At 65.9% G+C, this 25985-nt stretch carries 20 protein-coding genes; 15 read left to right on the top strand and 5 right to left on the bottom strand.

The features are described from left to right. Positions 1-4: 4 nt before the first annotated feature. The 7 genes from DGN21_RS14020 to DGN21_RS13990 are packed head-to-tail and all read left to right on the top strand — an operon-like array spanning position 5 to position 5184. The gene (locus DGN21_RS14020; RefSeq protein WP_005995044.1) at positions 5-421 is read left to right on the top strand and encodes a YjfI family protein; all 417 of its coding nucleotides are present in this window, start codon (positions 5-7) and stop codon (positions 419-421) included. Positions 422-433: 12 nt separating this feature from the next. Further along, the gene (locus tag DGN21_RS14015) at positions 434-1204 is read left to right on the top strand and encodes a PspA/IM30 family protein (RefSeq protein WP_005995047.1); all 771 of its coding nucleotides are present in this window, start codon (positions 434-436) and stop codon (positions 1202-1204) included. 25 nt (positions 1205-1229) lie between these two features. Further along, positions 1230-2312, top strand: coding sequence for an ion channel (locus DGN21_RS14010; protein ID WP_126965849.1), 1083 nt, complete (start codon positions 1230-1232; stop codon positions 2310-2312). Then, positions 2309-2986 carry a YjfK family protein gene (locus DGN21_RS14005; RefSeq protein WP_039813384.1) on the top strand — a complete coding sequence of 226 codons (678 nt, stop codon included), beginning with the start codon at positions 2309-2311 and terminating at the stop codon, positions 2984-2986. The genes DGN21_RS14010 and DGN21_RS14005 overlap by 4 nt, the downstream gene beginning before the upstream one ends. Positions 2987-3023: 37 nt before the next feature. Continuing rightward, complete coding sequence (locus DGN21_RS14000; RefSeq protein ID WP_005995053.1) at positions 3024-3428, top strand: DUF350 domain-containing protein; 405 nt, start codon at positions 3024-3026, stop codon at positions 3426-3428. 12 nt (positions 3429-3440) lie between these two features. Further along, positions 3441-4016, top strand: a complete 576-nt coding sequence (locus DGN21_RS13995) for a DUF1190 domain-containing protein (RefSeq protein WP_016904951.1) — start codon at positions 3441-3443, stop codon at positions 4014-4016. Between the two features lies 1 nt (position 4017). Continuing rightward, positions 4018-5184: a glutathionylspermidine synthase family protein gene (locus tag DGN21_RS13990; protein ID WP_126965850.1), complete on the top strand. Its 1167-nt coding sequence runs from the start codon at positions 4018-4020 to the stop codon at positions 5182-5184. 571 nt (positions 5185-5755) lie between these two features. Here the strand turns inward: DGN21_RS13990 and DGN21_RS13985 are convergent. Then, positions 5756-7126, bottom strand: coding sequence for an MFS transporter (locus tag DGN21_RS13985; protein WP_126965852.1), 1371 nt, complete (start codon positions 7124-7126; stop codon positions 5756-5758). Positions 7127-7226: 100 nt separating this feature from the next. Between DGN21_RS13985 and soxR the strand changes: the two genes are divergently transcribed. The 6 genes from soxR to DGN21_RS13955 all read left to right on the top strand — a co-directional run bounded on the left by soxR (position 7227) and on the right by DGN21_RS13955 (position 17760). Beyond that, on the top strand, positions 7227-7673 hold the full coding sequence (soxR, locus tag DGN21_RS13980; RefSeq protein WP_065032607.1) for a redox-sensitive transcriptional activator SoxR: 447 nt from the start codon (positions 7227-7229) through the stop codon (positions 7671-7673). Between the two features lie 201 nt (positions 7674-7874). Continuing rightward, positions 7875-9866 (top strand): M1 family metallopeptidase, encoded by a 1992-nt coding sequence (locus DGN21_RS13975; protein ID WP_160954520.1) that lies wholly within the window; start codon positions 7875-7877, stop codon positions 9864-9866. A gap of 793 nt (positions 9867-10659) precedes the next feature. Then, entirely contained in the window at positions 10660-13818 is a 3159-nt protein-coding gene (locus tag DGN21_RS13970; protein WP_024938719.1) for a TonB-dependent receptor, read from the top strand. A gap of 445 nt (positions 13819-14263) precedes the next feature. Further along, a complete protein-coding gene (locus tag DGN21_RS13965; RefSeq protein WP_126965853.1) occupies positions 14264-15025 on the top strand; it encodes a SapC family protein in 762 nt (253 codons plus the stop codon). A 4-nt stretch (positions 15026-15029) separates the two neighbouring features. Next, positions 15030-16067, top strand: a complete 1038-nt coding sequence (locus DGN21_RS13960; protein WP_126965854.1) for a cupin-like domain-containing protein — start codon at positions 15030-15032, stop codon at positions 16065-16067. Between the two features lie 175 nt (positions 16068-16242). Beyond that, on the top strand, positions 16243-17760 hold the full coding sequence (locus DGN21_RS13955) for a tryptophan halogenase family protein (protein ID WP_126965855.1): 1518 nt from the start codon (positions 16243-16245) through the stop codon (positions 17758-17760). A gap of 468 nt (positions 17761-18228) precedes the next feature. On the opposite strand, the gene DGN21_RS13950 is transcribed toward DGN21_RS13955, so the two are convergent. The 4 genes from DGN21_RS13950 to DGN21_RS13935 form a co-directional block, all read right to left on the bottom strand. Next, positions 18229-19236, bottom strand: coding sequence for an MBL fold metallo-hydrolase (locus DGN21_RS13950; RefSeq protein WP_126965856.1), 1008 nt, complete (start codon positions 19234-19236; stop codon positions 18229-18231). 248 nt (positions 19237-19484) lie between these two features. Next, positions 19485-19889: a hypothetical protein gene (locus tag DGN21_RS13945; RefSeq protein WP_054591468.1), complete on the bottom strand. Its 405-nt coding sequence runs from the start codon at positions 19887-19889 to the stop codon at positions 19485-19487. A 227-nt stretch (positions 19890-20116) separates the two neighbouring features. Continuing rightward, entirely contained in the window at positions 20117-21514 is a 1398-nt protein-coding gene (locus DGN21_RS13940; RefSeq protein ID WP_024938725.1) for a trypsin-like peptidase domain-containing protein, read from the bottom strand. A gap of 450 nt (positions 21515-21964) precedes the next feature. Further along, entirely contained in the window at positions 21965-23350 is a 1386-nt protein-coding gene (locus DGN21_RS13935; RefSeq protein WP_126965857.1) for an APC family permease, read from the bottom strand. A 195-nt stretch (positions 23351-23545) separates the two neighbouring features. On the opposite strand from DGN21_RS13935, the gene DGN21_RS13930 reads away from it, so the two are divergent. Then, entirely contained in the window at positions 23546-24310 is a 765-nt protein-coding gene (locus DGN21_RS13930) for a LuxR family transcriptional regulator (protein ID WP_016904441.1), read from the top strand. Between the two features lie 246 nt (positions 24311-24556). Further along, entirely contained in the window at positions 24557-25498 is a 942-nt protein-coding gene (locus DGN21_RS13925) for a proline iminopeptidase-family hydrolase (protein WP_039813374.1), read from the top strand. Positions 25499-25985: the final 487 nt, after the last annotated feature.

The following is a 25985-nucleotide window of genomic DNA, read 5'->3' as shown; positions in this document are numbered from 1 at the left end:
TCGTATGACGCAGTACACCACTGTCGAATTGCACGGCCTGCTGGCCGAGCGCTACCGCGACCAGCCGATCGAGGTCGAGCTGATCGACGGGCTGGAGCCGGCCATCAACCTCACCCTGGCCGACCACGGCGACATGCAGATCCAGGTCGCCGCCTCCGGCTCGCAGGTGTTCGTTTCCACGCTGCTGGCCAATGCCGACCAGGTCAGCGACCGCGCGGCGTTCAACGACGCCTGCCTGCGGCTCAACCCGCTCAATCCCCTGTCCAACCTGGGCCTGGTGCAGGTCGACGGCAAGGATAGCTATGTGGTCTTCGGCGAACTGTCGGCGTCGTCCACGCTCGACCAGATCGACGAGGAAATCCAGACCCTGGCGGCCAATACGCTGGATGCCGCCGAATCTCTCAAGCCGTTCTTTTCCTAAAGGCGTGTTGTCATGAGTATCTTTTCAAAGCTGATCACGCTGCTGCGTGGCACTGCACACGAAACCGGCCAGAAGGCGGTCGACGCCAACGCACTGCGCATCCTGGACCAGGAAATGCGCGATGCCGGCGCCCAGCTCACGCGCTCGCGCGAGGAGCTGACCAAGCTGATGGCGCAGAGCAAGCTCGCCCAGCAGAAGATCGACGCGCGCGCCGGCAAGATGGCCGAATACACGCGTTATATCGAAGGTGCGCTGGCCAAGAACGACGAGGCACTGGCGCACGACGTGGCGGTCAAGCTGGCGGCGCTGGAAAGCGAGGACGCCGGCGACAAGGCCTCCAAGAGCTCGCTGGACCAGTCGGTGGTGACGCTCAAGGCCACCATCCAGAAGACCGAGAACCAGCTGCGCGGCATGCGCCAGCAGATCGACACCGTCAAGGCCACCGATGCGGTGCAGAAGGCACAGGCGGCGATTGCCGCGCGCCATTCCGGTGCCAGCAGCAAGATGGGCTCGGCACTGGAATCGCTGGAGCGAATCAAGGCGCGTCAGGCCGAGACCTCCGCACGCATCGAATCGGCCGAAGAGCTGGAGGCAGCCAGTGGCGACGGCGATCTGAATCGGCGTCTGGCTGCGGCCGGCCTGATGGAAGGCGAGTCCAACGCCGCCGCAGTGCTGGCACGCTTCAAGAAGCCGGCCCAGCTCGGCCACGACACCGCCGACGGCAGCGCGCCGCTGATCGGCCAGGTGCGCGACGTGCAGCAGGTTCCGCGCAGCGACAGCTGATCCGCCGCACGGCACAGGACGCGCCATGATCATCGTCGGAAAGCTGTTGCGGATAGTGCGGCGCCACGTGCGCCGCGTCAGCTGGGGCATGGTGGCGCTGGCATTGCTGGCGCACATGGGGCTGAGCTGGGTGTTGCTGCTGCTGGCCGGCGAGCAAAAGCTCGTTGGCCTGGACGCGTTTCCGTACTACTACATGACCACCGCCACCACCATCGGCTACGGCGACCTGTCGCCGGGTTCGGTGGCCGGGCGCTATATCGCCGCGTTCGTGCTGATGCCGGGCGCGGTGGCGCTGTTCGCCACGGTGCTGGCCAAGACCAGCGGCGTGCTCATCACCTTCTGGAGGCGCCACCACATGGGCAAGATGGCTTACGCCGATCTGCGCGGGCACACCATCCTGATCGGCTGGCAGGGCGCCGCGTCCACACGCTTGCTGGAACTGCTGCTGTCCGATACCGCTACCGACGACGAAGGCGTGGTGCTGATCGCCGAGGGCGTGGCCGAGAACCCGATGCCCGACCATATGCGCTTCATCGCCGCCGAGTCCTACACGCATACCGAGGTCTACCTGCGTGCCGGCATCGCCGGTGCGGCGCGGGTGATCGTCAACCCGCGCTCGGACGACCAGACCCTGGCGGCGGTGTTCGCGCTGATGGCGCATGCGCCGCGTGCGCACATCGTGGCGCACTTCGATTCGGGCAGCGCCGCGCGGCTGGTCAATTGCCACTATCCGGCGATCGAATGCACGCGGCCGATGACCGCCGAGATCCTGGCCCGCGCGGCGCAGGATCCGGGCAGCGCGGCGATCACGGCCGAACTGCTGTCGGTGGACGATGGCCCGACCCAGTTCAGCCTGGCGGTTCCTGCCGATGTCGACCCGCTGGATTACCGCCTGCTGGCCGCCGATTTCGGCCAGCGCGGCGCCCTGTTGCTGGGCCTGCGCGCGCCCGATGGCGCGCTGCGCTTGAACCCGCCCGCACACACCGCGGTGCCGGCCGGTGCCATGCTGTATTACCTGGCCCAACAGCGCGTTCCCGTGCCTGCCATCGCCTGGCAGGCCCTGCGCGCTGAGCCGGTGTCCCGTTCCCCATCGCCACAAGGTGCATGACGATGAGTTTTTTCAGCAAGTTGTTCGGTCAACCACAACCACCGCCGTTGCCCAGCTCCGGCACTGGCGCCATCGGTCACGCGCTGCCGCTGGGCTTGCGCGTGGGTGGGCAGCTGGAGATCGATACCACGCTGTACCGCATGGCACCGGAGGCCATGACCGCCGAGTTGCCGGGCGGGCATCAAGGCATTCCGTGCTACGGCCACGTCAATCTGGGCGATGGCTATGCCCTGCATCGTTTCTATCTGGACGACGACGCGTTCCTGCAGGTCACCACGGTTGGCGGCGATCTGGAGGCGATGAAGGCCTTCGTGTATTGCGAGACGGTCAATCCGCCCAGCAAGCAGGCGTTTCAGGAGTTCGTGATGCAGCATCCGCATCTGGGTGCGGCGCAGATCGAGTACGCCGGCAAGCGCTGGCAACGCGCCACGCAGTCCACCGACGGCGCCGCGCGCATCCCGCCGATCGCCTACGACGAGGTGCTATATCGCTATCAGCCGCCGCGCCGCGATGGCGATCTGACCCACTACGCCATGCTCTACAGCCGCGATGTGCCGGAGCTGCAGCGCGAGGAATTCCTGCTGGTCACCGGCGAAGATTCCGGCCCCAACGAGTTCTGCGTCACCTATGCGGTCGGCATCGATGTCACCGTCGCCGATCTGGATATCACCTGAGCGTGCGCGCTCGTCTTCCACTTACCCTGGTCCTGTCATGAACCCGATCAACCTGCAGAGTTTTCTCGCGTTTCTTTCCTACTTCGGCACCGGCCTGGGCGTGTTGATCGTGGCGGTGGTGCTGGTGACCCTGGTCACCCCGCACAAGGATTTCACCCTGCTGCGGCAGGGCAACGTGGCTGCGGCCACCGCCTTGGCCGGCAACCTGATCGGTGTGGCATTGCCGCTGCATTCGGCCATCACCCATTCGGTGAGCCTGGTCGATGCGCTGATCTGGGGCGCGGTCGCCTGCGGCATCCAGGTCGTGGCGTATCTGCTGGCCAACCTGGTGGCCGGGCGCATCTCGCGGCAGATCACCGACAACGTCACCGCCGCCGGCATCTTCTCGGCCGGCGTGTCGATCGCGGTCGGGCTGATCAATGCCGCGGCGATCACGCCGTAACGGAGCGCAGGCATGAAGCGATCACGCAATCTCAAGCTCACCCTGATGGCCGCATTGCCGGCCGCCCTCGTCACCGGCTGCGGCTCCGAACCGGAAACCGGCGTGGTACTGCAGTCGGCCTCCGACTGCTACCAGATCAAGCAGGAACAGACCGACATCCAGCAATGCCTCAAGGCCTATGACGAGGCGGTGACCAAGCACCAGCAGGCCGCGCCGCGCTTCAGTACGCGCTACGAGTGCGACGAGCAGTTCGGCAGTTGCACGGCGGTGCAGACGGCGCAGGGCCAGCAGAGCTGGATCCCGCCGATGGGCGGGTTCCTGCTGGGCTATGCGTTGGGCAACATGACCGGTGGCGGCGGCTACCGCTATGGCGGCTCGATTCCGCTGTACCGCGATTACCGCAGCGGTGGGTATTACAAGCCCAACGGTGATCTGGCCAGCAACCGCGTCGGCACCGTCCGCGGGCGCAGCGGCGCCATCGACATGCCGTCGCGGGCGATCACCGTGTCGCGCTCGGGTTTCGGCTCCAGTGCGGCGGCGCGCAGTTCGTTCGGCAGCGGCGGGCGCAGCTCCGGTTACGGCGGCTGACATGCAACGGATCGCAATTGCCGAGCGCCCGGACTGGCGCGAGCAGGCCGAGTCGCTCGGCTTCCATTTCCACACCATCGACGGCGAGCGGTACTGGGACGAAAGCGCGTATTACGCGTTTACGCTGCAACAGATCGAAGACGACATCGAAGCGCCCACGCAGGAACTGCATGACATGGCGATGCAGTTGGTGGACGAGGTGGTGGGCTCGGAGCAGCTGATGACGCAGCTGGCGATCCCGCCGTTCTACTGGGACTGGATCGCCACCTCGTGGAAGAACCGCGACCCGCATCTGTACGGCCGCATGGACCTAGCCTATGCCGGCAACGGCCCGGCCAAGCTGTATGAGCTCAACTACGACACGCCGACCTCGCTGTACGAATCGGCATATTTCCAGTGGCTGTGGCTGGAACAGCAGATCGCCGCCGGTGCGCTGCCCAAGGGCACCGATCAGTACAACCTGATCCAGGACCTGCTGTGCGAAACCCTGGGCGCGCTGGCGGTGGATGACGCGATCGGTGCGCAGATGCATTTCTCCGCGGTGCGCGATTCGCTGGAAGACCGCGCCACGGTGCGCTACCTGCGCGACTGCGCGCATCAGGTGGGCATCAGCACCGAGGAAGTGGCCATCGAAGACATCGGCCTCAGTGCCGACGGCTGGTTCACCGATGAGCAGGACCGGGTGATCCACACGCTGTTCAAGCTGTATCCGCTGGAATTCATGATGGAAGAACGCTTCGGCCCGGCATTGTGCGCCAACCGCGTGCGCCTGATCGAGCCGGCGTGGAAATCGGTGCTGAGCAACAAGGGCATCCTGCCGCTGTTGTGGGAGCGGCATCAGGGCCATCCCAACCTGCTGCCGGCGCGCTTTGCGCAAACCGGCGAAGCGCCCACGGCAGGCTGGGTACGCAAGCCGCTGCTGTCGCGCGAGGGTGCCAATATTTCCCTGGTCAGCGCACAGGGCGACGCTGCGCAGACCGATGGCCCGTATGTGGACGGGCCGGCGATCCTGCAGGCGCATCATCCATTACCGGTGTTCGATGGCCGGCATGCGCTGGTCGGCAGCTGGGTGGTGGCCGATCGTCCGGCCGGGCTGGGCATGCGCGACGACGATGGTCCGATCACCCGCGACACCTCGCGCTTCGTGCCTCACGTGATCGTGAACTGATGCAGCAGTGGGTGAGGCAGCGCCGCTGCGACGCGGCGCTGCCGTGTGGCGCGATCGCCCTTGCATGTGGTCGTGAGTAAAGCGCTGCTTCCGCATGGCCGGGTTGTACGTAACGGCTCGCGCTGTATGAGGCAGCTGTTGCCCCGTATCGCGTGACACATGCTGCAGTGACGCGCAAGCCCTGCGCTGCCTGCCGCGCAGCGCAGGTTTTCCACACCCCCTGTGGATGGAACTTGCACAAGGCTGTGGACAAGTGGGTGCAGGCCCCGGCCTGCAACGCTGTCAAGATGGGTGGCGAAAAAATGACCAGCCGCTCGCGGATACGTTTTTCCGGTCCCGATCGCAGCGATCTCGACAGGATCGGCAAAGTCGGTTGCGCTATCGGCGATGGGATGTGCCGGCCTGGGTTGCGTCATGCCAACGTGACGTGCCGAGCAGGCGGATCCAGCAAGTCGTGCAGACCGTACGCGCGCTGCATGCGATGCGGGCGATACACATCGACTGAGCGCGACACGTCAGCCTCGCGATCAGTGTTCTCTTGCTTCGATACACCGCGCACACCGCACACCCATTACACCCGCCGCGCCACCAACAGGCCCGCCACCGCCAGCAGCCATGCCAGGGCGAACACGCTCAGGTAGGCGGCCGCAGTCGCCGAGGCCAGCAGCGCGGCGAACAAGGCGCCGGCCAGCGCCAGCATGCCGGCCACCGCAATCGCCTCGCTTAACTGCAGCGCCGAACTGTTGGCGCCTTGCTGCGCCGGCGGCGACAGCGACAACGTCAACACCGACAGGCTCGGATACAGCAGGCCCATGCCCAGGCCGGTCAGCGCCCAGCCGGCAATCGCCACCGGCACCGGGATGACCGGCCACACCGCTCCCGCGCTGATCACGATGCCCAGCGACATGAAGCACGCACCGGTCTTGAGCAGGCGTGAGCGCGACCAGCCGGCGCGGCTATGGCCCTGGTACCAGGAGCCACTGAACCAGCCCAGCGCGCCGACGCTCAGCGCCACGCCGGCCAGCAGCGGCGACAGGCCGCGCTCGCGCGACAGCAGCAACGGCAGGAACGCCTCGAAGCCGAAGAAGGCCGCCGCCGCGATGCCGCGCAGCGCGATCACGCTAGGCAGCCCGCGCGCAAGCCGCAGCGTGCCGGCCGGCAACAGCTGCCAGGCGCAGCACACGGTGATCGCCAGTGCCGGCAGCATCGCCAGCAACGCGCTCGTGCCGTGCAGCTGTCCGCCCAGATACACGCCGAGCACGCCCAAGGCCGCACCCACCGCCCAGCGCAACGCGGAACGCGACGCGCCGGCTGTGTCGCTGGACCAAGTGCGCCCGCGGATCGCCGGCCACAGCATCAGCCCGGCCGGTATCGCCAGCAGCGGCACCGACAGGAACACCCAGCGCCAGCCCACGTGCTGCACGATCAATCCGCTGATGCCCGGCCCGACCAACGACGGCACCACCCAGCCGGCCGAAAACGCAGCAAACACGCGGGGCCGCAAGGCTTCCGGATACAGGCGCCCGACGATCACATACAGCGCCACCGAATACGCGCCAGCCCCCAGGCCTTGCAGCAGGCGGCCGGCAATCAGCACCGGCATGCTCGGCGCCAGCCCTGCCACCAGCAGGCCGATCACGAAGCACAGCAGGCCGTAGGCCAGCGCCCCGCCGGGGCCACGCCGGTCGCTCCAGCGCCCGGCGGCGGTCATGCCGACCACGCTGGTCGCCAGGGTGCCGCCGAACGCCAGCGCATACAGCGGCAAGCCATTCAATTCGCGCGCGACGGTCGGCATGGCGGCGGCCACCGCCAGCGATTCGAAGGCATTGAGCGATACCAGTGCCACCATGCCCAGCGTTGCGGCGCGATACGGCGCGGCCAGGATGGAAGTGGGTTGGGCCGCATTGAGTGGCGTGGCGGGCAGGGCGGTATCGGCGGGCATCGAGCATCCAGAAACTGAAGTGTGTAGAGCCATGACCACGGGGCTTGCACCGGTCATGGCCGCGCAGCATCCTGCCTCAACCAAGGTTGAGGTCAAGGCAATGCAGCGTGAGTTGTCCGTGGGCGAAGTGGCCAAGCGCAGTGGCGTGGCGGTGTCGGCTTTGCATTTTTACGAGCGCAAGGGGCTGATCCGCAGCCTGCGCACTGCCGGAAATCAACGCCGCTATGCGCGCGACGTGTTGCGGCGCATCGCCGTGATTCGCGTGGCGCAACGGCTCGGCGTGCCGTTGCAGCAGGTGCTGGATGCGTTCTCGGTGCTGCCGGACCAGCGCACGCCCACGCGTGCGGAATGGGCACGCATGTCGGCACGTTGGCGCGCGCAACTGGATGCGCGCATCGCCGAGCTGCAGGCCCTGCGCGACCAGCTCACCGACTGCATCGGCTGCGGCTGTCTGTCGCTGCGCCGCTGCCGGCTGAGCAATCCGGGCGATGCGCTGGCCGAGGGTGGGGATGGCGCGTTGCGCTTGTCGCGGCTTGCTGCCGATTGAGGTGGCAAGCGCGGGCTAGCCGCCGCCAGGGCAGGGCTGGTGCGATCGGCATCTGCAGATCGCGCGCGGGCCGCGGCTGCTGCGCCCCGGACAGCCTGTCACCGTCGAGAAGTTTGATGCCGCAACCGGGACCAATGGCAGTGCCGTGCCTGGCGAAGGCGACCGTAGGATGGGGATCCCCTCCGCCGCAGGATTTCACGCATGTTCCCCACCTTGCGCCGATCGCTCGCCGTTGCGCTGTCGCTGGCATGCATCACCTCGTCCGCGCATGCCGCGCCCGCCGCCAGTGCCGCCGCGCCGGCAAGCGTCTTCGATCCGCTGGCCTTGTTCGCACCGCTGCAACTGCCCGATGCACCCAACGCCTACCGCAGCGGCAGCGGCGTCCCCGGCCCGCTGTTCTGGCAGAACCGTGCCGACTACAGCCTCAACGCCAGCATCGACCCGGCGACCCACACGCTCACGGGCGAGGCGGCGATCCACTACACCAACCGCAGCCCGGACACGCTGGACGTGCTGTGGCTGCAGCTGGACCAGAACATCTACCGCGCCGATGCGCGCGCTGCCGCCAGCCGGCCGTCGCGCCGCACCCAGTTCACCGACGGCATGCAGATCGCCAGTGTCGAGATCGACGATGGAGGGCGTCGCCAGCCTGCGCATTTCGTCGTCGACGACACCCGCATGCGGGTGGACCTGCCGCAGCCGTTGGCCGGGCAGGGCAAGGCGCTGACCGTGCATGTCCGCTACCGCTACACGATTCCGGGCACCTGGGGCGGGCGCACTGCGGTCAGTGCCAGCAAGCAGGGCGAGATCTACGAGATTGCACAGTGGTATCCGCGCATGGCCGTCTACGACGATCTGCGCGGCTGGGACACGCAGCCGTATCTGGGCTCGGAGTTCTATCTGGAGTACGGCGACTTCGACTACGCGGTGACCGTGCCGGAGGGCTTCCTGGTCGCCGGTTCGGGCGCGCTGACCAATCCGGCCGAGGTGCTCAGCCGCAGCGAGCAGCAACGCCTGCAGCAGGCACGCAGCAGCGATCGTACGGTGCTGATCCGCACGCCCGAGGAAGTGAGCGCGCGCGCTGCCAAACCTGCGGGAAACACCACGCGCACCTGGCGCTTCCATATGGACAACACCCGCGATGTTGCGTTTGCCGCCTCGCCTGCGTTCGTGTGGGATGCCGCGCGCATCAAGCTGCCGGGCGGCAAGCAGTCGCTGGCGATGTCGGTGTATCCGCTGGAGGGCGTGGGCGCGGACAAGTGGAACCGCTCCACCGAATACGTCAAGGGCGCGATCGAACATTTCTCGCAGTGGTACCCGTATCCGTGGCCGGCCGCGATCAACCTGGGCGGGTACGGTGCGGGCATGGAATATCCGGGCATCGTCTTCGATGGTTTCGAGGACAGCGGCAAGGAGTTGTTCTGGATCACCGCGCACGAGATCGGACACACCTGGTTCCCGATGATCGTCGGCTCCAACGAGCGCCGCCACGCGTTCATGGACGAAGGCTTCAACACCTTCATCGACGTCTATGCATCCGATGCCTTCAACAAGGGCGAGTACGCGCCCAAGCGCGATTCGGAATATGCGCCCAAGGGCGGCAACCCGGTCGACGAAATCCTGCCGCTGCTGGCCGATGCCGGTGCGCCGACATTGATGGACAACGCCGATTCCACCAGCGAGACCTACCGGCATTCGCTGACCTATTTCAAGGGCGCGTTGGGGCTGGTGTTGTTGCGCGAGCAGATCCTGGGGCCGGAGCGCTTCGATCCGGCCTTCCGCAAATATATCGCGACCTGGGCCTACAAGCATCCGACGCCGTCGGATTTCTTCCGGCTGATGGAAAGCGAGAGTGGCGAGAATCTGGCCTGGTGGTGGCGCGGCTGGTATCTCAACAACTGGCAGCTGGACATGGGCATCAGCGAGGCCCATTACGTCGATCACGATCCTGCCAAGGGCCTGCAACTCACGCTGCGCAGCCGCCAGAAACTGGTGATGCCGGTCACCGTGCGGGTGGACCTGGCCGACGGCAGCCATCTGGACCGCCGCGTGCCGGTGGAAACCTGGCTGCAGAACACCGCGCCCACGCTGACGCTGCCGACCACGCAGAAAGTGCTGCACGTGACGCTGGATCCGGACCATGCATTGCCCGATGCCCAGCGTGGCGACAACCAGGTCGATACGATCGGCTAGCGGCTGCCGATCGCTGGCGTCTGCGCTGCAATGGCGCAGATGCTGCGAGCGTTCCGCCCACGCGGTTCACCGTCACCAGCGGCGCAATCGATTGCAGCGATTGCGCCGTTTTTTCGTTGCGCCCTGCAGTCCGATGTCGCGCACAAGCGCGCAATGACGTGCTCGCATCGGCGTCCACTGCCACGCGTGTGCGCCTCAGCACATCGCCGTTGAAGGCGGCCGCGCTGCGATTCTCGCGCTGTTTTGCGCAACTGCTTCGTATGGTGTTGCTGCGGCCAAGCGACGACATGCAACTGCGCCGTTGCGGCGTAGTTATCGCCACCACTGGCTGGTAACGCTTACAGCCACGCTGCGCCTGCTTTCGCACTGCGGACTCAAGCGCACGCGGTGTTTTGTGCCTGCATGTGGCTTGGTGTGTTTGCTGCAACGCACGGTGACAAGCCCCGCCACGCGTGACTAGGCTGCGCCCCGTGTTAGCGCTATCAGTCCTGCATTGACCGCTGGTACGCGGTTGCATGCAGAGGCGCAGGGCGAGACACGTGGTGCAGGCGTACTGGTTGGGAAGGCAGTCGCAGGTGCGGTAGAGCGCCAGGTGCACGGCGCGTCCGTGAGGACGTGGCACGCACATGGCTTGCATCAGGGGGGATGCGCCGGCAGTCGAGGCGGCGGATCAGAGCAAGTGCTGTGCAGGGATGTATGTCACGTGCCGTCCAGGCCCGTGGCCAGGCAAGCGCCGCGTCGCATTCCGCGACCACGGCCGTGGGTGTTGGACTCCAGACCCGAGGATAGATCGATGCGTCGTACGTTGAGCAAGTTCAAGTCGAAGGCCATGTTTACCTTCGTCGGTGGCATCCTGGTGATCAACCCCGCCTTTGCGCAGGACGTTGCCGCGCAGCAGGTGCCGCCACCGCAGTCCGGCGCCCAAACCGCCACCACCCTGGATGCGGTCAATGTCACCGGCATCCGCAGCAGCCTGGATCAGTCGATGGGCATCAAGCGCGATGCTGCCGGCGTGGTGGATGCGATCAGCGCCGAAGACATCGGCAAATTTCCCGATACCAATCTGGCCGAGTCGCTGCAACGCATCACCGGTATCTCGATCGAGCGCCGCGATGGCGAAGGCGCGCAGGTCACCGCGCGCGGCTTCGGCCCGCAGTTCAATACCGTCACCCTCAACGGCCGCCTGATTCCCGGTGCCGATGCGTTCGGCGCGCCGGGCCAGACCCCGATCGGTGGTGTGGATGTGGGCACGCGCGCGTTCAACTTCGCCCAGCTCGCCTCCGAAGCCATCACCGGCATCGAGGTGTTCAAGACCAGCCGTGCCACCGCGCCCAGCGGCGGCATCGGCGCCACCATCAACATCCAGACCGACAAGCCGTTCAATCACGAAGGCGTGGTGGCCAATGCCGGCGCCAAGATGGTGTCGGATCGTTCGCAGCCGTTCGGCGATTCGCTCACTCCTGAAGTCTCCGGCATCTTCAGCTATACCAATCCCGACAAGACCTTCGGCATCGGCCTGAGCGGCAGTTACCAGAAGCGCCATGGCGGCTCGGTGCAGGCCACCGAAAACACCTGGAACATCCAGCGCTGGACCGGTACCGACCCGGCCCTGCGCCCGGATGCGGTGGTGACCAATGCACCGGCGATCGGTCAGCTCTACGGCATGCCCAACGATCTGCGCTATGCCTTCGCCGACTTCCAGCGCGAGCGCACCAATGGCCAGGCGGTGATGCAGTTCGCGCCCAGCGACAGCCTGACCCTGACCCTGGACTACACCTATTCGTCCAACGAAATCCGCGAAGAGCGCGGCGAGCAGGGCATCTGGCTGCAGCGCGCCAACAGCTTCACCGATCTGACCTTCGACACCGGCCAGGCGGTGGCCACCCCGGTGTATCTGCGCGACGTGCCCAACGGCGCCAAGGACTTCGGTATGGAGCAGCAGCGCAACGAGCAGAAGTACACGCTCGGCTCGCTCGGCTTCAATGCCGACTGGCAGGTGAGCGACCGCTTCCAGCTGTCCTTCGATGCGCACAACTCCAAGACCAAGAGCCTGCCCAACGACCCGGTCACCGGCGGCAGCGCCACGTACTTCAGCTTCGCCGGCACCAACAACTGCAGCAACGGCCCGTCCTGCGGCGGTCAATGGGGGCAGGAGCTGCGCTTCAACAATGGCCTGCCGATTGGCGCACGCACCTGGTATCCCACCGCTGCCGATTCCCTGGCCGGCACCAACGGCGTGCTCAACCCGGACTTCACCCCCGCCGAGCTTGGCTCGCAGGTCCTGCGCATCTTCTATCAATCGCAGGTCACCGAGATCAAGGAAGGCCGCATGGACGGTACCTTCGATTTCGAGGACGGGCGCTTCCAGTTCGGCGTGAGTACCGCCAATACCACCATGAACCGGCTCACCAGCGACACCAATTCCACGCTGGGTGACTGGGGCGTGGCCAACGCCGGCAACGAGCCCGGCATGCAGGCGCTGCTGCGGCCGGTGAGCATCACCGGCATGTTCAAGGACTTCAACGCCAATGGCGCCGCGCCCAATGCATGGCGCGGCGATGCCGATCAGCTGGCGCTGTGGGGTGGCAGCCAGTACGGCGCCACCACCCGCTACAACCCGCAATACAGCGCCGACAACCAGGTGGAAGAGAAGACCCGCGCTGCCTACGTGCAGCTGGAACTGAAGGGCGACATCTCCGGCATGACCACCAATACGCGGCTGGGCTTGCGCTACGAGCGCACCGATGTGGAATCCACCTCGCAGGTGGCCACGCCCACGGCGTTGTTGTGGCAGGCCAACAATGACTTCCAGCTGTTGCGCTCCACCGAGCAGCAGCCCTTCAGCGAGAAGACCAGCTACAACTACATCCTGCCCAATCTGGACTTCAGCATCGACATCTCCGATCAGCTGAAGGGGCGCGCCTCGTTCGGCCAGACCATCGCACGCGCGCCCTACAACAACCTGATTGCCGGCCCGACGCCGAATACGCCCAATGGCTCGATCCTGATCAATCCGTCCAACCGTGCCGGCGGCAGCTCGCAGAACCCGCAACTGGACCCGCTGGAATCGGACAACCTCGATCTGGCGCTGGAGTGGTACTTCGCCGATGCCAGCTACGTGTCGGCCACGTTCTGGAACAAACGCGTCAGCAACTTCATCGGCAACACGGTCTCGCGCGAATCCCTGTACGGGCTGAGCGATCCCACCTCCGGTCCTGACGCGCAGGCCGCGCTGGCGTTCCTGCAGAGCGGCGCCTGTGCGGCGCAGGTGGGCGCCTCCGGCAACGACGTCGCGGCGGCGTGCTCGGCCAACGACACCTCGCTTTTTGCGGCGATGGCGCTGCTGCGTAATGCCGCGGCCACCGGCGGGCTGGCCGCCTACAACGGCAGCTCCGCGCAGAGCCTGGCACTGGAGAACGCCTACGATATCGTCGGCAATGCCTCCGATCCGCTGTATCAGTTCGACGTGTCGCGCCCGGTCAACCAGAACAAGGCCAACATCCACGGCTGGGAATTGGGCGGGCAGTACTTCTTCGACAGCACCGGCTTCGGCATCTACGCCAACTACACCATCGTCGAAGGCGATGTGGGCTTCGACAACACCGTGATCGATCGCGACCAGTTTGCGCTGCTTGGCCTCAGCGACACCGCCAACGTGATGCTGATGTACGAAAAATACGGCTGGAGCGCGCGCCTGGCCTGGAACTGGCGCGACGAGTATCTGATCGCCGCCAACCAGGACAATGCCAACCGCAATCCGTACTACGTCGAGGCGTATCAGCAGTGGGACCTCAGCGTCAGCTACAGCTTCAGCAAGCAACTTTCCGTGGGCTTTGAGGCGATCAACCTCACCGGCGAAGACGTGCGTTGGCATGGGCGCTCGGACAAGCAGATCATCCGCCTGATCGACCAGCAGCCACGCTACACGCTGGGTGTGCGTTACGCGTTCTGACCCACCGGCTGCGCTCACTTCCCTCCCGGTGAGCGCAGCCGGTGCCTGGTGTGGCCGATGCCGACGTGCGGGCTGGTGCGGGCCAGTCGCGCGCTTTTTCGAAGGCGGCCGGCGAGCGTTCGCTGGCTGCGCCACGTGGCCGCATCGAGTCGTCAGCCTGCGTGGCACCGGTCCGGCGGCCGCAACCGCAGGCGCGAGCTGGATGCCGCCGCGCATCCCTTGGTGTCGCCGGCACACGCGGCGCTTGCTTGCACCCACACACGGCCGCCGCCGGGTCACACCGGCGATATAGGTTGCTGCAGGCCAGGTCCCGATGCTGCTGTGCCGCTTGCCGGTCTGCCGCTTTTTGGCAATGCTCGCCACCAGCAAGTGCGGTACCTGGCCGCGCGATCGACGCATTCCACGCAATGCGGTGCTCCGTGGCGGAGCACCGTTGGAGTTTCAGATGACGCGATACGCAGTGCTCAATAATGTGGCGCATCACGATCTGCGCGTCGTGCTGCGCTTCGGTGCCGAGTTCGGTGATGCGCTGGGCCTGGTGCCGGCGTTCGTCACCGAATACGCCGAGCTGCAGCGCGAGTACCCGCTGTTCTTTCGCAAGGATCCAGCCACCGGCGGCTACCAGTCGGTGGCGCTGCTGGGCTTTGCACAGGACGAGAATCTGTTCCTGCAGGACGGCCATTGGACTGCCAGCTATCTGCCCGGCATCGTCGCCAAGGGACCGTTTCTGATCGGCTTCCAGGAGCAGCGCATCGAGGGCGCCTTGGTGCAGGAGCCGGTGATCCACGTCGATCTGGAGCACCCGCGCATCAGCCGTCACGAAGGCGAGGCGGTATTTCTTCCGCAGGGCGGCCATAGCCCGTACCTGGAGCACATCATCGGTGTATTGCGCGGCATCCGCGACGGTGTGGATGCCGGCCAGGCGATGGCGGCCGCGCTGGATGCGTTGGGGCTGATCCAGCCGGTGCAGCTGGATGTCACGCTGGATGCCACGCACGCCACCAAGCTGGAAGGCCTGTTCGCCATCGACCGCGAGCGGCTTGCCGCACTCGATGCGTCCTCGTTGCAGCAACTGCATCGGGCCGGCTATCTGGAGGCTGCGTTCCTGATGCTGGCCTCGCTGCACAACGTGCGTCGGCTGATGGCCGAGAAGCAGCGCCGCCTGCAGCAGGCGCACACTGCGTCTGCGACTGCTGCGTTCGCCTGAGCGCATGACGACCGGCGCAGCCTTCTCCTCCCTCGCGGCCGTCGCCGAGCGCAGCGATTGCCACCCCGACGCGCTGCCGCTTGCCGCGCTGTGCGATGCCGCCGAGCCGGTGGTGCTGCGTGGCGTCGCACGCGACTGGTCGCTGGTGCAGGCCGGGTTGCGCAGCCCCGAGGAGGCGATGGCGCTGCTGCGCGCGCACGATAGTGGACGCCCCCTGCAGTATTCCCGCGGCGGCCCGGAGATCGCCGGCCGGCCGTTCTATACCGACGATTGCAGTGCGCTGAATTTCGAGGTGCAGCGCGGCAGCTTGAGCAGCTTGCTGGAAGCGATCGTGACGCATCGCGACGACCCGCAGCCGCCCACGTATTATCTGGCGTCGTTGCCTATTGACGACAATCTCCCGGGCTTGCGCGCAGGCAATGATCTGGATTTCGCCGCCAGCGGCATCGCGGTGCAGCCGAGTATCTGGATCGGCAATCGCGTCACTGCTTCCTGCCACTACGATGCGCCCAACAACCTGGCCTGCTGCACGGTGGGGCAACGTCGCTTCACGCTGTTTCCGCCCGAGCAGGTGGCCAACCTGTATCCCGGCCCGCTGGATCCCACGCCGGGTGGGCAGGTCGTGAGCATGGTGGATATCGCCAATCCGGATCTGCTGCGGTATCCACGCTTCGCCCAGGCGCTGGCGCAGGCGCGCACCGTTGTGCTGGAGCCGGGCGATGCAGTATTCATTCCCGGCATGTGGTGGCATCACGTGCAATCGCTGCAGCCATTCAACGTGCTGGTCAACTACTGGTGGAGCAGCGTGCCCGCGCATCTGCCGGCGCCGATGCCCGCGCTGTATCACGCGCTGTGGGCCATCCGCGACCGCCCGGCAGCGGAGAAGGAAGCCTGGCGCGCCCTGTTCGACTACTACGTGTTCGGCCCTGCCGAGCGCGCGGGCGAGCACCTGCCCGAGCAGGCACGGCATGCGCTGGGCCCGATCGACCCCACGCTGGCGCGACAGCTGCGCGCGCTGTTGCTCGGCAGGCTCAACCGGTGATGCGCGCGATCGGCTCCAAGGCCACTGGCCGGACAACTGCGCAGCTGCCGGGAGGGAAGGGCCGATGTGCGGCATTGGCAGGTGCCACGCGCGCGTTCCGCTCCCTGCGGTCCACCCGCGTTGTCCAGACGATCAATCAAGACCTCACCCCGGATCCATCACCCAGGAGCGCGCAGTGAGCCAGGCCCCGATTCGCAAGGTCGTCATCGCCGGCGGCGGCACCGCTGGCTGGATCGCCGCCTGCGCACTGTCGCATCAATTCCGCGAGCTGCTGGAGATCACGCTGGTCGAGTCCGAGCAGATCGGTACCGTGGGTGTGGGCGAATCCACGGTGCCGCCGATCCGCCGCTTCCATCGCTTCCTGCAGATCGACGAGCAGGAGTTCCTGCGCGCGGTGGCCGGCACCTTCAAGTTGTCGATCTCCTTCGAGCATTGGCGCCACCAGGGCGAGCGCTATATTCATCCGTTCGGCATCACCGGGCAAAGCACGCTGGTGTGCGCCTTCCACCATCTGTGGCTGGAGAGCCAGCGCCGCAGCATGCCAGGCAGCTTTGGCGATTACTGCCTGGAAACCGTGGCTTCGCGCGTCGACCGTTTCGCCTTGCTGCGCGAGCCTGCGGTCAACTATGCCTATCACCTGGATGCCGCGCTGTATGCCAGGTTCCTGCGCACGCGCAGCGAAGCCTGTGGCGTCAGGCGTATCGAAGGCAGGATCCAGCAGGTGACCTTGCAGCCGGACAGTGGCGATGTCGCCAGCCTGCTGCTGGAAGACGGGCAGGTGCTCGAGGGCGACCTGTTCATCGATTGCAGCGGTTTTCGCGGCCTGGTGATCGAGCAGGCATTGCACACCGGTTACGAAGACTGGAGCCATTGGTTGCCGTGCGATCGCGCCGTTGCGGTGCAGACCGAAGCGCTTGGCCCGCCGGTGCCGTACACCCGCGCCATCGCGCACGAAGCCGGATGGCGCTGGCATATCCCGCTGCAGCATCGCGTTGGGAATGGCCTGGTCTTTTCCAGCAAACACCTGTCCGACGACGAGGCACATGCCAAGTTGCTACGCGATGTGGCCGCGCCTGCGCTGAAAGACCCCTGGCTGGTGCCGTTCCGCACCGGCCGCCGCCTCAAGGCCTGGAACAAGAACGTGGTGTCGCTGGGCCTGGCCAGCGGCTTTATCGAGCCGCTGGAATCCACCAGCATCCATCTCACCATCGCCGCCGTGGTGCGCCTGATCAGCTTGTTCCCGGCGGATGGCATTGCGCCCTCGCAGGTGGAGCTGTTCAACGACATCAGCCGCGCCGAAATGGAACATGTGCGCGACTTCATCATCCTGCATTACCACGCCACCCAGCGCGAGGAACCGCTATGGCGGCAATGCCGCGCGATGGAGTTGCCCGAATCGCTGGCGCTGCGCCTGCGCGCCTGGCGCGAACGCGCACACGCCTGGCAAGCGGCCGATGAACTGTTCCGCGTCGACTCCTGGACCCATGTGCTGATGGGGCAGGGCATCGTGCCCGAGCAGCATCATCCGCTGGCGCGCGCGCTGTCCGATCGCGATCTGCGTCGCCTGCTCGACGGCATCGCCCAGCCGATCCGGCACGCGGTGGAGCAGATGCCGTCGCAGCAGGCGTTTATCGACGCGTATTGCAAGGCAGGTGCGGGCGTGTGGGGCCTGCGCAGTCCGGTGGTGACGTAGAGCGGCTGGCAACGCTGGGGCGCCGCCGGCAGGCAGGCGCAGCCGCTGCCCACAACCGGCACGGCGCCAGCAGGTCCTGGCCCGGCTCGGCAACGCGACGCGGCACGGGCGGCTTGCTCCGTGCAGTCGGTAAGGCAGGCCGGTACGGGCAGTCGGCACGGGCCAGACCAATGTAGGAGCGCGCCCGCGCGCAATTGAGCGTCACCGGAAACGCTCGTCGCGCCCTTCCACCCCGGTTCCGAGCGCGCCGTCCACGTCCACCTGGCGACTGCTTGCTACGTGTTAGCCGCTCTTGGACACACGAGACCACAGATGCAGTGTCGCCTGCTGTGCCATGCCCGCTCTACGCGGTGTTTGGAGATTGCGTGCCGCTTTGATAGCGGTTGGCGACATCACCGCCGGCTACAGGTCGAATGCGCTGATGACAGTGCGCAGCCGGATCCATCGCTACAGTGCCCAACTGCTTCGCTACAAATGCATCAGATCCTTGCCGACCACAATCGGCCCGGCATAGTGCTTGCGCGCGCCCTCGCTCCACATCGCATCGGTGATCGTGGGGTCGCCGCCAGGCACAAAGTGATTGAGCACCAGCATCCTTGCGTTGGCCGCTGAAGCGATCCTGCCGACTTCCTCGCTGGTGGAATGGCTCTTGAGCAGATGGTCGAGCAAGGTCGGTGCGTTGTCGTTGGTCTTGAGCATCTTTTCCAGCGCGGGCAGATACATCACCTCGTGCACCAGGATGTCGGTGTCCCTCGCGAATTCGGCCAGTGCAGGCAGGTAACGCGTATCGCCGGAGAACACCACCGTGCGGTCGCGCGCGGCAAAACGATAGGCGAACGCCGGCTTGAGCGTGTAGTGATCCACCAGCGTCGCGGTGACGGTGACCTGGTCGTTCTGCAGCACCGTGCCGGGCTGGTCGAACTCGTGCACATGGATCAGCTGCTTGAACGGCGGGCGGCCTTCTTCGCGGATGCGCGCATCGATGTCGATGGCATTCATCTCGACAAAGGCATCCACCATCCTGGCGATACCGGGCGGGCCGTACAAATGCACCGGCGTCTGCAGTCCGCTGGCCCACGCCAGCCAGACCACGTTGAGCAGGTCGGCGTTGTGGTCGGAGTGGTGATGGGTCAGGAAGATGTCGCGCAGCGCAGGCAGGCGGATGCCGGCTTTGGCCAGTTGCTGTGCAACGCCATTGCCGCAGTCGATCAGGTAGGGCTGCCCGTCGATGACCAGCGCATTGGCGGCCGCGGCGCGCAGCGGTGATGGCGTGGGGCCGCCCTTGGTGCCGAGCAGCACCAGCACGCTGCCGTTGGCCGGGAAGGGCGCCGGTGACGCCGGGTCCGACGGCGCAGGGTCTTCCTTCGGTGCGCGCCGTAGTGCGGCACCGAGCTGGCTCGTCACGCTCAGCGTGGCCGCTGCCAGCGCGATGCGCAGCACCTGGCGACGGGAAGGGCGTGGCGAAGTGGCGGACATGACGGCTCCTGTCGAAGCGGGGAAGAGGATGTGCCAGGCGGGGCGTGGAAGTGCCTCAGACTAGCGTGGGGCTGCCGGGTTTGCGAATGGCTCACGCAAACCTCGGCACTGGCATGCTCGCGCCCGATGCAGGAGAGCAGCAACTGCGACGCACGCGGTGCGTGTACTGCTCGATCCGATGGCCCGCACCGAATCGGCCACGCCGATCCATCCGTTGCCTTCCAACGGTGGGCTTGCATCGATTGCCTTCAGAGTTCCTGTGCAATGAACGCGTTCAACGCAGGCGAACGATAAAACGCCATGCATTGCGCGAAGATCCTGTTGAACGGACCGCGGCGGGCTTCGTCCTTCATCGGCACTTCGGCGCGATGGAAGTCTGCCGTCTGCTCGGCCACGAAGCGATGCAGGCGGTCGGTGGCACCGGTCTTGGCATTGTCGAGCGCATAGGTCGTCAGCAGATACGAGCGATCGCGCAGCTGGTCGGCGGTGTATTTGCCGCTACGCTCATAGTTGTTGTCCAGGCACAGCTGCAGCGCGTAGGCCTTGACGTCGTCGCGATTGGCGGGTTTGCCGGCTGCATGGGCGGTGACCTGTAGCGACAAGGCCAGGAGGGCAGCTACGGCGATGACACAAGGAGTGCGTTGAACGGGCATGCCGATCCAGGTGAAGGACGAGCTGCCAAGTCTGCATCATCCGGGCACTGCAGATGAAGTGCATGACGACTGACGCGCGTGGCCGATAAGGTCCAAGGGTCAGTGCAGAAAACATCAACCCGCACAGATCGATCCACACAGCACATCAAACAATCCACCACACTATGCACAGGCCAGGCGCAGTCGCACGTGGCAGGCGCTAACCGCCTGCCACGCGCATCACCCGCTTACGGGCCGAAGTAGGTGGAAATGCTGGAATACACGTCCGAGAAGCGCGAGTAGTAATCCGGATCGGTCTGCGCGGTGCAGAACGAGTAGCCGCCATACAGGCCGCCGCGCAGCTGGTAGGCGCCACCGCTGGCGACGGTGAACAGGCCCGAGCCGGACGAGCCGCCCTCGGTGACGCCATCGTTCCAGACCACACGGTACAGCGGGCTCTTGCCGTCGATGCTGGTGCTCAGCCCGTTGACGGTGCCCAGCGAATACTTCTTGACGTCGCCGGACGGGTGGTGGATGCCGACGATCGATGTGCCGGTCGCGCCGATCGCCGCGCTGTTCCATGCCGCATAGAATGCGCCGCTTGGCGGTGCGGTCTTCAGCTCCAGCAACGCGGTATCGCGCGTGGTGTTGGCGTGGCGCAGGAATGCACCGCCGGTCAAGGTGGTGGCCTGCGAGCTGGCGGTATTGCCATTGCAGCTGGCCGCGTCGTAGAACCAGTAGGTCTGCAGTGTGTTGGCGACCGTCTGCGTACTGATGCAATGCGCTGCAGTCCAGAACAGGTTGCGCTTGGGCGAGTTGGTGTTGTTGAGCAGCGTGCCGGTGCACAGGAACGAGCCCTGGCTGGTGGTGAACACCATGCGCGCCACCGCCTTTGCGGCATTGGTGAAGCCGGCGGTGGGATTGGCGCGGCAGACGATATCGTTCTGGCAGGAATCGCTCTCGCCGATGGCAATGGTCATCATGTCGCGCGCGCTGGCGGTGGGGCTGATGTCCAGGTGCGACAGCTGCGGGATGCTCAGGCTGAAGTTCTCCGGATACTGGCCGGCCGGCAGCGACAGCTCCACCAACAGATTCTCGCCGCTGACGGTGGGCGACCAGCCGATGGCGTCGCCGCTGGCGGCGAAGCTGGCACCGGATTGCTCGAATACCCGGCCATCGTCGCCGGCAAAGCGCAGCGTCACCTTGGACGGATCGCCCGGCGTGGCGCCGGCACCACGCAGGATCAGCGATGCACGCAGCGAGGCCGCCTGCGCGGAGCCGACCTTCAGGGTCGCCACGCGTGAGCCATCTTTGGCCATCTGCCAATCGAGCGTGGCCAGATTCACCAGGGGCTTGGCCACCGCGCGCGAAAACCCGATCTGCAGGGGCTGCCCATGTTTGACCTGTGCGATGCGACGCTCACGCACGCGACCGATCTCGGTGCTGGTGGGCGCAGTGAGTTGCACCACACGCGTGGGCAGGATGCCGCCACGCAGACTTGCCGACTGCAACGTCGCCGCGCCGAGCTTGGCCGCCTGCGGCGCGGTACTCACCGGCGCCGCATCCATTTCGGTCGGCGGCGTTGCCAGTGCAGCGCCGGAAACGGCGGAAAACAGCGCCAGGTACAAGGCATTCTTGCGATTCATGGGTAGTCCTTCTCATCAGGGAACGACAGGCTGCAGCGGGGGCCACAGCGAGCGGGCGCCATCGTTGGCGCCGAACGAGACTAGCGAATGTTTCAAGCTGAATATGTGCTGAAAATCTCGTTCAGAGATTGGCGGTCGATAAAAAGATAATCGTGTTTTGCACACAGAGTCGACGTGTGCACGCCCTGCCAGTGGCCTGGCGCATGCGCATGACGCCGCATATCTGCAACACGTATGACGCTCTACCTGCGGCGACTGCGGTCGCGCAGCGCACCGGCAGCGCTGCCTTGATCAAGCTGTCAGGCGATGCAGGTAGATACGCTGCATGCGGGATGGCGAGCGCGCATAACCTTGGCGGGCTTTAACAAGGTGCGCTCAACGTTCCTGCAAGCAGGCATGTCGCCGCACGCCGGCAGCCAGCAGCAAGGCTGCATATCGGCTCGCGACGGATTACTCCAACGCGTCGCTGGCGCGGAAGTCGGTCGAGCGACCGCTGGCTTTCAAAAACGCCAACACTGCAAGCCCGACCACCATCCAGGCTGTGCCGCCGAGTTGCGCATGCCGGTCGGCATTGATCAGCACATAGGCCAGGATCACGATGCCGATCAACGGCGTGGCGACATGCAACAGCACGCGGCGGACCTGCCCGCGGAAATGCCACAGCACCGCCACGTGCAACAGGATGAAGGCGGTCAGTGCGCCGACATTGCACAACGAGGACAGCAGCGCGATCTGTCCGACGAAGACTTCGCCCAGCACCATGCTCAGGCCTGCCACCAGCAGGATGGCGCGCTGCGGCACGCCGGTGCGTGGATGGATGTAGCGCAGAAAGGCCGGCAGCTGGCGGTCGCGCGCCATGGCGAACAACAGGCGCGAGGTGGCGGCCTGCGCCACCAACGCGTTGGCGATCGCCGCACTGATCGCGACCGTGAGTGCAATGACGATCTGCAACCACGGCCCGGCGATCAGGCGCCCGATCTCGAAGAACGCATCGTTGGAGGCCTGCGCGTCGGGATAGCGTTGCAGGGTGGGCTGCAGCAGCGCGGCCAGCCAGGTCTGCAGCACGAACAAGCCCGCCACCAGCAACAGCGCCAGCAGGGTCGCGCGCCCGACCACGCGATTGCCGCCACGGGCTTCTTCGGACAGCGTGGAGATCGCATCGAAGCCCAGGAACGACACCACCGCCACCGACAAGGCGCTGAAGATCAGCTGCGGCGAAAAGGCCTGCGGGTTGTAGAACGGACGCAGGTTCCAGTGCGCACCATTGACGCCACGCTGGATGGCCAGGCTGGCCAGCACCACGAACACCGCCAGCACCACCAGCTGCGCGTAGAGGAAGAAGCGATTGGCACGCGCGGTGGTTTCAATGCCGCGCAGGTTGACCAGCGTGTTGAGCACCACGAAGAAGGCGATCCACGCCGGCTGCGGCAGCGCCGGCAATACGTTGTGCATGGCGTTGGCGCCGACCACGTAGAGCAGGGTGGGCACCAGCAGATAATCCAGCAGGATCGCCCAGCCGGCCAGAAAGCCCATGCCGCTGCTCAGGCCGCGTCCCACATACGCATACACCGAGCCGGCGACCGGAAACGCCTGCGACATCTGCTGGTAGCTCAACGCGGTGAACAGCATCGCCACGAAGCCGAGCAGGTAGGTCAGCGGCACCATCCCGGCGCTGATGTCGAACACGCCGCCGAAAATGGAGAACGGCGCGGTCGGCACCATGAATACCAGCCCGTAGATCAGCAGGTCCTTGAGCGTCAGCTGCCGCTTGAGCTCCTGGGTGTAGCCAAAGCGTTCCAGCGCGGCCGCATCGTTGCGGCGGAGGGTGTCGGTCATGCAGGTGTCCGCTGAAAGGGATGCCGAGTCGCGACGCAGGCGCCGTGGGAGCGTCTGCACGTCGATGCTGCAGTGCAGCCAGCTGACTGGCATTGTGACGATAATGTGGCCGCCAAGCCCATCCATTGGTAAAAATGCTAGGTTTTCCATGCCGGATGTCATCCAGCGGCGTACGTCGACACCGAAGGACCCCACATGTTCGACACTCTGGCCAGCCTGGGCCGCGACCTGCAGGCGCTGCACACGCTCAATGCCTGCCTGGACCGGGTGTTTTCCGACGTCTGCGGGCTGGGCTTCCAGTCACTGGTCTACGACTACGCGCCGGTCCCGCTGAGTCTGGAAGGGGCATTGATCACCCCGTCGGTGTTCATGCAGCGCAATGCGCCGGGCGACATGCAGCACATCTGGTGCGAGCACGGCTATTACCAGCACGACCCGGTGCAGCAGCGTGCGACGCGCCGCACCACGCCATTTGTGTGGTCCTACCGCAGCGACGGCGAGATGGAGGGCGTGGAATACGTCGGCAGCCAGCATCGGCAGGTCACGCGTTATCTGTGCGATAGCGGTATGGGAACCGGTGTCACCGTGCCCCTGCACCTGCCGGGTGGCGCGTTCGCGACATTCAGCGCTGCGGTCGATGCGGTCGCGGCCGAGGCGCCACGGCTGGCCGAAGCGCAGCTGTCGCCATTCCTGCTGCTGGCGCATACCTTCCAGGCACGCGCGCAGGAACTGCTCGATCCGCAGGAACGCCGCTGCCACCACATCGCGCTGACCCGCCGCGAGCGCGAATGCCTGCAGTATTCGGCCAAGGGGCTGACAGCCAAGAGCATCGCCGCTGCGCTCAACCGTTCCACCGCCACGGTGAACCTGCATCTGAACTCGGCAGCGCGCAAGCTGGGTGCGCGCAATCGCGTCGAGGCCGTCGTGCGCGGCATGCATTATCGATTGCTGGAGCCGTAAGCCCGGCGTACTCGGCTGCGGCGGCACGCCGCGATAGGCGATTTCCCTGCAGCGAAAGTTTGCGATCGGCAGGTGCAATCGCTGCACGGGTTGGTGCCCGTCCTGGCGACCGATGATGCGCCCGGCCGCGCGCGCAGCCGGCCCCAAGCTTCGAACGCGCCACGAACCTGGGAGTTTTGCCAGTTAACGCGCGGCGGTTGCCTCGCTAGGCTCGGCGCTCATTCTTGCCGTTAGCAGGCGCAGGTCATGCAGTCCACCGAGGGTTACGTCGAATTCCGTGGGTACCGGACCTGGTACCGCATCACCGGCGATCTGCGCAGCGACGCCTGCCCGCTGATCGTGCTGCACGGCGGCCCCGGCTGCACCCACGACTATGTGGACAGCTTCAAGGACCTGGCGGCCAATGGCCGCGCGGTGATCCATTACGACCAGCTCGGTAACGGCAAGTCCACCCATCTTCCCGATGCAGACCCCGGTTTCTGGACGGTGGGGCTGTTTCTGGACGAGTTGCAGGCCTTGATCACGCAGTTGGGGCTGTCGCAGTACGCGCTGCTCGGGCAGTCCTGGGGCGGGATGCTGGCGGCCGAGCATGCGGTGCGGCGGCCGGCTGGCTTGCGTGCGCTGGTGATCGCCAACTCCCCGGCATCGATGGGCTTGTGGCGCGCTGCGGCGCTGCGGCTGCGTGCGCGCCTGCCCGAGGACATCCAGGCGGCGCTGGACGCGCACGAAGCGGCCGGCACCCTGGACGACCCGGCCTATCGCGCCGCAAGCCAGGTGTTCTACGCCCAGCACGTCTGCCGCGTGCTGCCGTGGCCTGCCGAAGTGGCGCGCACCTTCGCCGCCATCGATGCCGACCCGACCGTGTATCACGCCATGAACGGCCCGACCGAATTCCACGTGGTCGGCAGCCTGCGCAACTGGAGCATCATCGAGCGCCTGCACCGCATCAACGCCCCCACGCTGGTGCTGTCGGGCAAGTACGACGAGGCCACACCGGAAACGGTGGAGCCGTACGCACGCCTGATCCCGGACGCGCGGTGGCATGTGTTCGCCAATTCCAGCCATATGCCACATGTGGAAGAACGCCCGGCGTGCATGCGCCTGGTCGGCAACTTCCTCGACGACCAGACGCCGTGGCCCGGCGAGCAGCTGGTGCATGCCTCCCTGCAGGCCAGCCGCGCTGTTTGAGCGGATGGGGTGGGGTGTATGAGTGCACGTGAAGCAGAGCGTGCCCGGCTGCGGTGCGCAGCTGCGACGCGTCGCGATTGAGCGTGCGCTGCCTTGCTTGCGCATTACATGCGTCAGCGCGAGCAATGATTGAAGAGTCCCCCTGTCGATACACGCAGCTGTGCCTCAACCGCGTGTCGTTGAGCCGACACATCCAATGCGGATTGCCAGCTACGGTCGAACACCACCTGACGCACCACGTGGTCGGACCTACGCGGCCTGACCATGTCGAGAGAGGCTGGTCGTCGCGCCAGTGCTCGCCCACTGTCGCGATTGCGCCAAAAGCGCAAGCACGCATCGTCTTCTGCAACGCGGCATCAAATGCGGTGTAAACCACACAAACCTCGCAGACCGCATGTGTCTGCGATGGCGCTGCTGCTACGCACCAATGATGCTCACAACACACGTTCGTGTGCAGTGACCGCCGCGCAGCATTGCGTGTCGCACT

Source organism: Xanthomonas sp. MLO165, assembly GCF_018831305.1.
In the GTDB taxonomy this organism is placed as follows: domain Bacteria; phylum Pseudomonadota; class Gammaproteobacteria; order Xanthomonadales; family Xanthomonadaceae; genus Xanthomonas; species Xanthomonas arboricola.
The sequence above is the reverse complement of the archived record's forward strand: the minus strand, read 5'-3'. Positions and strand labels throughout refer to the sequence as shown.